This is a genomic window from Kitasatospora sp. NPDC059817, assembly GCF_042731835.1.
In the GTDB taxonomy this organism is placed as follows: Bacteria; Actinomycetota; Actinomycetes; order Streptomycetales; family Streptomycetaceae; genus Kitasatospora.
This window is the reverse complement of record NZ_JBHWIR010000162.1, coordinates 1-5,243: the sequence shown is the minus strand read 5'-3', so window position 1 is coordinate 5,243 and position 5,243 is coordinate 1. Positions and strand designations below refer to the sequence as shown.

7 protein-coding genes are annotated in these 5,243 nt (G+C 74.9%); 3 read left to right on the top strand and 4 right to left on the bottom strand.

All coding sequences use genetic code 11. The annotated features are described in order from the left end of the window. Positions 1 to 76 precede the first annotated feature (76 nt). Together ACFV61_RS27515 and ACFV61_RS27510 are read right to left on the bottom strand one after the other, a co-directional pair. On the bottom strand, positions 77 to 946 hold the full coding sequence (locus ACFV61_RS27515) for a class I SAM-dependent methyltransferase (RefSeq protein ID WP_063345995.1): 870 nt from the start codon (positions 944 to 946) through the stop codon (positions 77 to 79). A 187-nt stretch (positions 947 to 1,133) separates the two neighbouring features. Next, entirely contained in the window at positions 1,134 to 1,670 is a 537-nt protein-coding gene (locus ACFV61_RS27510) for a PadR family transcriptional regulator (RefSeq protein WP_380494468.1), read from the bottom strand. A 129-nt stretch (positions 1,671 to 1,799) separates the two neighbouring features. Between ACFV61_RS27510 and ACFV61_RS27505 the strand changes: the two genes are divergently transcribed. Continuing rightward, on the top strand, positions 1,800 to 3,131 hold the full coding sequence (locus tag ACFV61_RS27505) for an MATE family efflux transporter (protein WP_380494465.1): 1,332 nt from the start codon (positions 1,800 to 1,802) through the stop codon (positions 3,129 to 3,131). 37 nt (positions 3,132 to 3,168) lie between these two features. Further along, positions 3,169 to 3,696: a DinB family protein gene (locus ACFV61_RS27500; protein ID WP_107452797.1), complete on the top strand. Its 528-nt coding sequence runs from the start codon at positions 3,169 to 3,171 to the stop codon at positions 3,694 to 3,696. On the opposite strand, the gene ACFV61_RS27495 is transcribed toward ACFV61_RS27500, so the two are convergent. Further along, positions 3,683 to 4,303 carry a TetR/AcrR family transcriptional regulator gene (locus ACFV61_RS27495; RefSeq protein ID WP_380494463.1) on the bottom strand — a complete coding sequence of 207 codons (621 nt, stop codon included), beginning with the start codon at positions 4,301 to 4,303 and terminating at the stop codon, positions 3,683 to 3,685. The genes ACFV61_RS27500 and ACFV61_RS27495 overlap by 14 nt on opposite strands. A 74-nt stretch (positions 4,304 to 4,377) precedes the next feature. Between ACFV61_RS27495 and ACFV61_RS27490 the strand changes: the two genes are divergently transcribed. After that, complete coding sequence (locus ACFV61_RS27490; RefSeq protein ID WP_380494460.1) at positions 4,378 to 4,551, top strand: hypothetical protein; 174 nt, start codon at positions 4,378 to 4,380, stop codon at positions 4,549 to 4,551. A 122-nt stretch (positions 4,552 to 4,673) separates the two neighbouring features. On the opposite strand, the gene ACFV61_RS27485 is transcribed toward ACFV61_RS27490, so the two are convergent. Beyond that, a complete protein-coding gene (locus ACFV61_RS27485) occupies positions 4,674 to 4,853 on the bottom strand; it encodes an antitoxin (protein ID WP_363373168.1) in 180 nt (59 codons plus the stop codon). Positions 4,854 to 5,243: the final 390 nt, after the last annotated feature.

Below are 5,243 nucleotides of genomic sequence, written 5' to 3'. Positions count from 1 at the left end.
GTGTCCCCCGTCTCCGTCGCCGTTGCCGGGGGGGGGGGGGGGGGGAGTTGTGGGCGCGCGTCGGCGCGCCGGTGCGTCAGGACGCCGGAACGGGGCGGACGGCGCGGCGCTCGCGCAGCGTCCGGAGCACCCGGCGGGTCGCCCGGGTGGCGACCGGCGGCAGCAGGTCCAGCGCCAGCCGGCGCGAGGTGGACTGCTGGACGGGGGCCTTGACCTGGTAGTTGAGCCGCAGCACCGGCTCCCCGGCGATGGTGTCGTCGTCCACCGTGTAGCCCTCGGCCCGCCAGTCGCGGGCGAGCAGGACCTGCCGGACGGCCGCGGCGTCGCCCCAGGTGCCGTAGAACTTCATCGGGGTGAGCAGCACCGGCCGCAGGCCGCCGGTGAAGACCGCCTCCCAGACCGCCGCCGACACACCGGGGGTGTGCTCCGAGCGGTAGTCGTCCAGCGCCACGACGCCGTTGTCGGCGAGCGCCGCCCTGGTCACCGCGATGTCCCCGGCGACGTGCTCGTACAGGTGGGAGGCGTCGACGTGGACGAACCGGCAGCTCCCGGCCGGGATCCGGCCGTCGGCCAGCACCGAGGTGGGCGCCTGCACGATCTCCGGCAACTCGCCGTGGAAGGCGAGGTAGTTGGCCTCGAAGGCGCTCCGGGTGAGGGTCTTGCGGTAGGACATCGCCATCTCGGCGGCGTTGTCCGCGTCGCCCGCCTCGGAGTCGAACAGGTCGCAGACGGTCAGCCGTTCGCCGGTCTGGAGGTGGTCGCCGAGCAGGACGGCGCTGCGGCCGAGGTAGCTGCCGAGTTCGAGGATGTCGCCGGTGGCGCCCGCGGTGGTCTGGGCCGCCAGCAGGTGGCCGAAGGCCGCCCGGTCGAGACGGAAGAACCAGCCGGGGATGTCGTCCCGGGTCAGTGGCGCGGGGCGGGTGGCTGTGGTCTCGGCGGTGGGCACGGCGGCCTCCAGGAGGGCGGGCGGGGCGCGGTGGCGGGTTCACGCCGCGGAGGGGATGCCGTGGACGTGAGGCCGATCATCATAGCGACGCGGAGGCCGACCGGGAGCCGGTTCGGAAGCGTGCGATTTCGCGCGTTCGCGCTGCTGTGCGAACGCGCTCGCCGGGTCGTGTCCCCGGCCTCGCGGGTCAGTGCACCCGGCCGTCCAGCTCGGTGATGGTCTCCACCAGCCAGGCCCGCTCGGCCGCCGTAGAGGCCCGGGCGACCAGCAGCATGCCGCGCCGGAAGGGGTTCGGCTCCAGCTCGGCGGTGACCGCGCGGCCCTCGCCGTCGTAGAAGAAGCTGCTCGGCTCGTCCAGGAACGCCAGCCGGCGCCGGAGCACGGTGGCCTGCGCGGGCGGGTCGGCGAGGTGGTGCAGGAAGGCGGCGTGTGCGAAGAAGCGGATCTGGTCCGTGATCTCGGCCTGCTCCGGGTCGGCCAGCCGGCGCCGCAGTTCGGTCCGGCCCTCCTCGGTGAGCTCCAGCGTCTGGCGCGGCGCGGCCCCGCTGCCCGGCTCGGCGCGGCGGCGCAGCAGTCCGGCCTTCTCCAGCCTGGCGATGGCGGGGTAGAGCGCGCCGTCGCTGACCGGTCGGACGTGGCCGGTGAGGCCGGTGATCCGGGACTTGAGTTGGTAGCCGTGCAGCGGCTGGTCGTACAGGAAGCCGAGGATCGCGAGGGTCAGCACGGTCGAAGCCCTTTCGTCGGAGTGCGCCCTGTGGCGCGCCCCATGTTACCTCTTGTCGATGTGCCTCGATACGAGGTATCTCTATTCGAGGTGAGCCACCGGCAGGCGGTGGCGGAACGGGGAGGAAGCATGCACGGGCGTCCGTCGCGACGACTGGCCGCACTGGCCGGACCGGTCTACGTCGAACTGCTGTCCAACGTGATCGCCTCGGTGATCGGCACCTTCTGGGTGGCGGGCCTCGGCGGGGCGGCCGTCGCCGCCGTCACCCTGGCCGGCACCGTGGAGAACCTGCTGCTCGGGCTCGTCCTGGTGGTCGGCTCCGGCACCAGCGTGCGGCTCTCCCGCGCGCTCGGCGCCGGCGACCGGGACGACGCCGCCCGCACCACCCGCGCAGCCTGGCGGCTCTGCGCGGTGGGCAGCCTCGCGCTCGCAGTCCCCGGCTTCCTGCTGCGCGACCGCCTGGCCGGCGCCTTCCTGGACGGCGCCGCCGCCGCCCTCGCCGCCGACTACTTCACCGTCGCCTTCCCGGCGTTCGCCCTGTTCTCCGGCCAGCGCGTCGCCGACGAACTGTTCAAGGGCGCGGGCGACACCCGCACCCCGATGCGGATGGCCCTGCTGTCGAACGCGCTGCTGCTCGCCCTCGACCCGCTGCTCGTCCTCGGCGCCGGCCCGGTGCCCGCGCTCGGGGTGACGGGCGCCGCGCTGGCCCTGGCCGGCTCGCGGGCGGTCGCCCTCGCCGTCACCCTGCGGTTGCGGCCGCGGCTGCTCGCACCCCCCGGGGGAACCGGCGAGGCGGCTGGCCGGATCGTCCGCGCGGGAGTGCCGTTTGGCCTGGACTTCACCGCCCGGATGGCCGTCGGCACGGCCCAACTCGCCCTGGTCGCAGGCTTCGGCGTCGCGGCGGTGGCCGGGTACGGCATCGGCTACCGGGCCTTGCTGGTCGTCACCATGGCGTTCTACGCGCTCCGGCAAGCTGCCGCGATCGAGGCCGCCCGCCTCTGCGGCGCGGGCCGTGCCAACGAGTTGGGCGCGCTGCACCGCGCCACCGGACGCCTCGCCGCGCTCCTCGGCGCCGTCGCGGCGGTGCTGTCCGCGACGCTCGCCGCCCCGCTGACCGCGCTGTTCACCGACGACCCGGCGGTGGCCGGGCAGTCCGTCGGCTTCCTGCGGATGGCGGCGTTCTACCTGCTCCCGTACGCGCTGGTGGTCGCCCTCGGCGGGGTGCACCAGGCGGCGGGCGCCGGTCGGCCGCTGGTGCTCTCCGTGCTGCTCGGACTGGGCGCCCAACTCGCCGTCTCCGCGGCCCTGTCGGGGCCGCTCGGGGTGACCGGGGTGTGGGTGGGGCCGGCCGTGGGCGCGGCCGTGCAGCTCGGCCTGCTGCTGCTCCTGGCCCGGCGCCGGGCCAGGCGGCCCGCGCCGTTGGCGGACCAGGGCGACCGGGCCCTGGAGCCGGTCGGATGATCGCCTCCGGTCGCCCGACTGTGCCACAGTGGAGCCCATGGGACCGACACTCGACGGGCGGCCGCTGCCGTCTCCGCACGCGGACGAACGCGCCATGCTGGAAGGCTGGTTGGAGTTCCACCGGGCGACTCTTGTGCAGAAGGTCGCCGGGCTCGACGACCAGCAGGTCCGGCTGGCGGCCGTCCCGCCGTCGACGATGACGCTGCTCGGCCTGGTCCAGCACCTCGCCGAGGTCGAACGCACCTGGTACCAGCGGGTGCTGGCCGGCCGGGAGGCGCCGCCGCTGTACGGCGCGGACGGCGAGGGCGGCTACGCGCTCACCCCGGAGCGGGGGATGCCCGAGGCGCTGGCCGACTGGCGGGCGGAGGTCGAGCAGGGCCGCGAACTGACCGCCGCGGCGGCGCTGGAGGATACCGGACGCCTCTCCGAGCGGGCGGCGGCCGTGTTCGGCTCGGAGACCGTCTCGCTGCGCTGGATCCTGGTGCACCTGATCGAGGAGTATGCCCGCCACAACGGCCACGCGGACCTGCTCCGGGAGAGCATCGACGGCCTCACGGGCGTGTGACGGCTCCCTGGGGGAGGGCCCCGGGAGCCGGACCGAGGTGGGCGTCCAGGGCGGCGCGCAGCAGCGGTTCGACGTCCTCGCCGCCGGTGATGAGCCGCAGGCTGCCCCAGGCGCGCAGTTGGGCCAGGCCGTGCAGGTTCGCCCACAGTGCGGCGGCCGCCGGTCCGGGATCGGTGGACTCCGGGCGGGCCTCGCCGACCAGGCGGGCGACGGTGTGGAACATCGGCAGGGTGGTGTGCCGCAGCTCGGCTCCGCTGCCCTCCAGCAGGTCGTGACGGAACATCAGCTCGAACATGCCGGGGTTGGCCGCCGCGAAGCCGAGGTAGGCGCGGGCGAGCGCGTCGAGCCGGGTGCGGGGGGCCGCGCCGGTGGTGGCGGCCAGTGCGTCGGCGCCGGCCAGGGTGTCGGTGAGCCTGCCGAACCCGTGTCGCGCGATGGCGGCGAGCAGCTCGCGGTGGGTGGGGAAGTGGCGGCGGGGGGCTCCGTGCGAGACCCCCGCCTGCCGGGCGATCTCGCGCAGGCCGAGGGCGTGGACGCCCTCCCTGGTCACCAGTTCGATGCCGGCGGCCACCAGGCGCGCGCGCAGGTCCTTCTCCTGATCGGTCATGGGCCTTGTCTACCAGGCCGCTGTAGACAGTGTCTACTCGCGTCGGCGCGGGCGCTCCGGGCAGAATCGGGGGCATGGACGAAGGCGGAGAGGCGGCCTGCTGGCTGGACCGGGTGTGCCCGGAGTGCGGGCGCCTGCGCGAGCGGCCCGGGCCGCAACCGTGCGAGAACTGCGGGGCCGGGAGCACGGACGGCGAGGCGGGGGCCCGGCAGCCCGCAGCCGAGGCCGCGCCGGACCAGGGCGCCTGACCGCAGGTCCAGGACGGCTCGGCCCCGGCCCGGAACGCCTGAACGCCGGCCCGGACCAGCTGGGCCCCGGTGCGGCCGGGCGGGCCTGACCGGGGCCGCAGGCGTACGGCGGGTTCGGGCTGCTACTGCTGCGGCGGCTGGTCGCGGAACTGGTTCTTCGCCTGCTCCTGGGCGGCGTCCACCTGGCCGCTGTACTTGCCCTGGGTGCGCTCGTCGACGGCGTCCCCCGCCTTGTCGACGGCCCTGTCGGCCTGGTCCTCGTGGCCCTTCAACAGGCCCTTGAGCTTATCCAACATGGACATCTGGTCACGCTCCTGGAAGAGACGGCCCCACCCCTCCAGGATCACCGCCTCTGCCGCCGTCCGCATCCCGCGGCCGCGCGGCGGCCTTGGCAACGTGATGCCGGTCATGTCAAATCGGGAGTTCACGGACCGCCGGAAGGAGTCGCCTTGAAGCCACGAGCCCGCCGCCCGATCTCCCTGCCCCTCCGCCCGACCAGCCCGCTCGACCAGTCCACCCCGATACCGCACCAGCAGCGCCGGGACCAGCGCCCCCGCCACCCCCCCCCCCGCACACCGTCCGCACATGTTACCTTCGCCCTGCCCTCCCTCAATCTTTTTTTCCAGTGGCGTGGGTCCGGACGTCCCGCCCGGCAATCTCCGCGAAGCGGCCGGGCCGACGCCTCCCGGTCC

Coding starts and splice junctions, on each gene's coding strand:
- ACFV61_RS27505 (WP_380494465.1), top strand. CDS start 1,800: ATGCACGGGCGTCCGTCGCGACGACTGGCCGCACTGGCCGGACCGGTC.
- ACFV61_RS27495 (WP_380494463.1), bottom strand. CDS start 4,303: ATGACCGATCAGGAGAAGGACCTGCGCGCGCGCCTGGTGGCCGCCGGC.
- ACFV61_RS27485 (WP_363373168.1), bottom strand. CDS start 4,853: ATGTCCATGTTGGATAAGCTCAAGGGCCTGTTGAAGGGCCACGAGGAC.
- ACFV61_RS27500 (WP_107452797.1), top strand. CDS start 3,169: ATGGGACCGACACTCGACGGGCGGCCGCTGCCGTCTCCGCACGCGGAC.
- ACFV61_RS27490 (WP_380494460.1), top strand. CDS start 4,378: ATGGACGAAGGCGGAGAGGCGGCCTGCTGGCTGGACCGGGTGTGCCCG.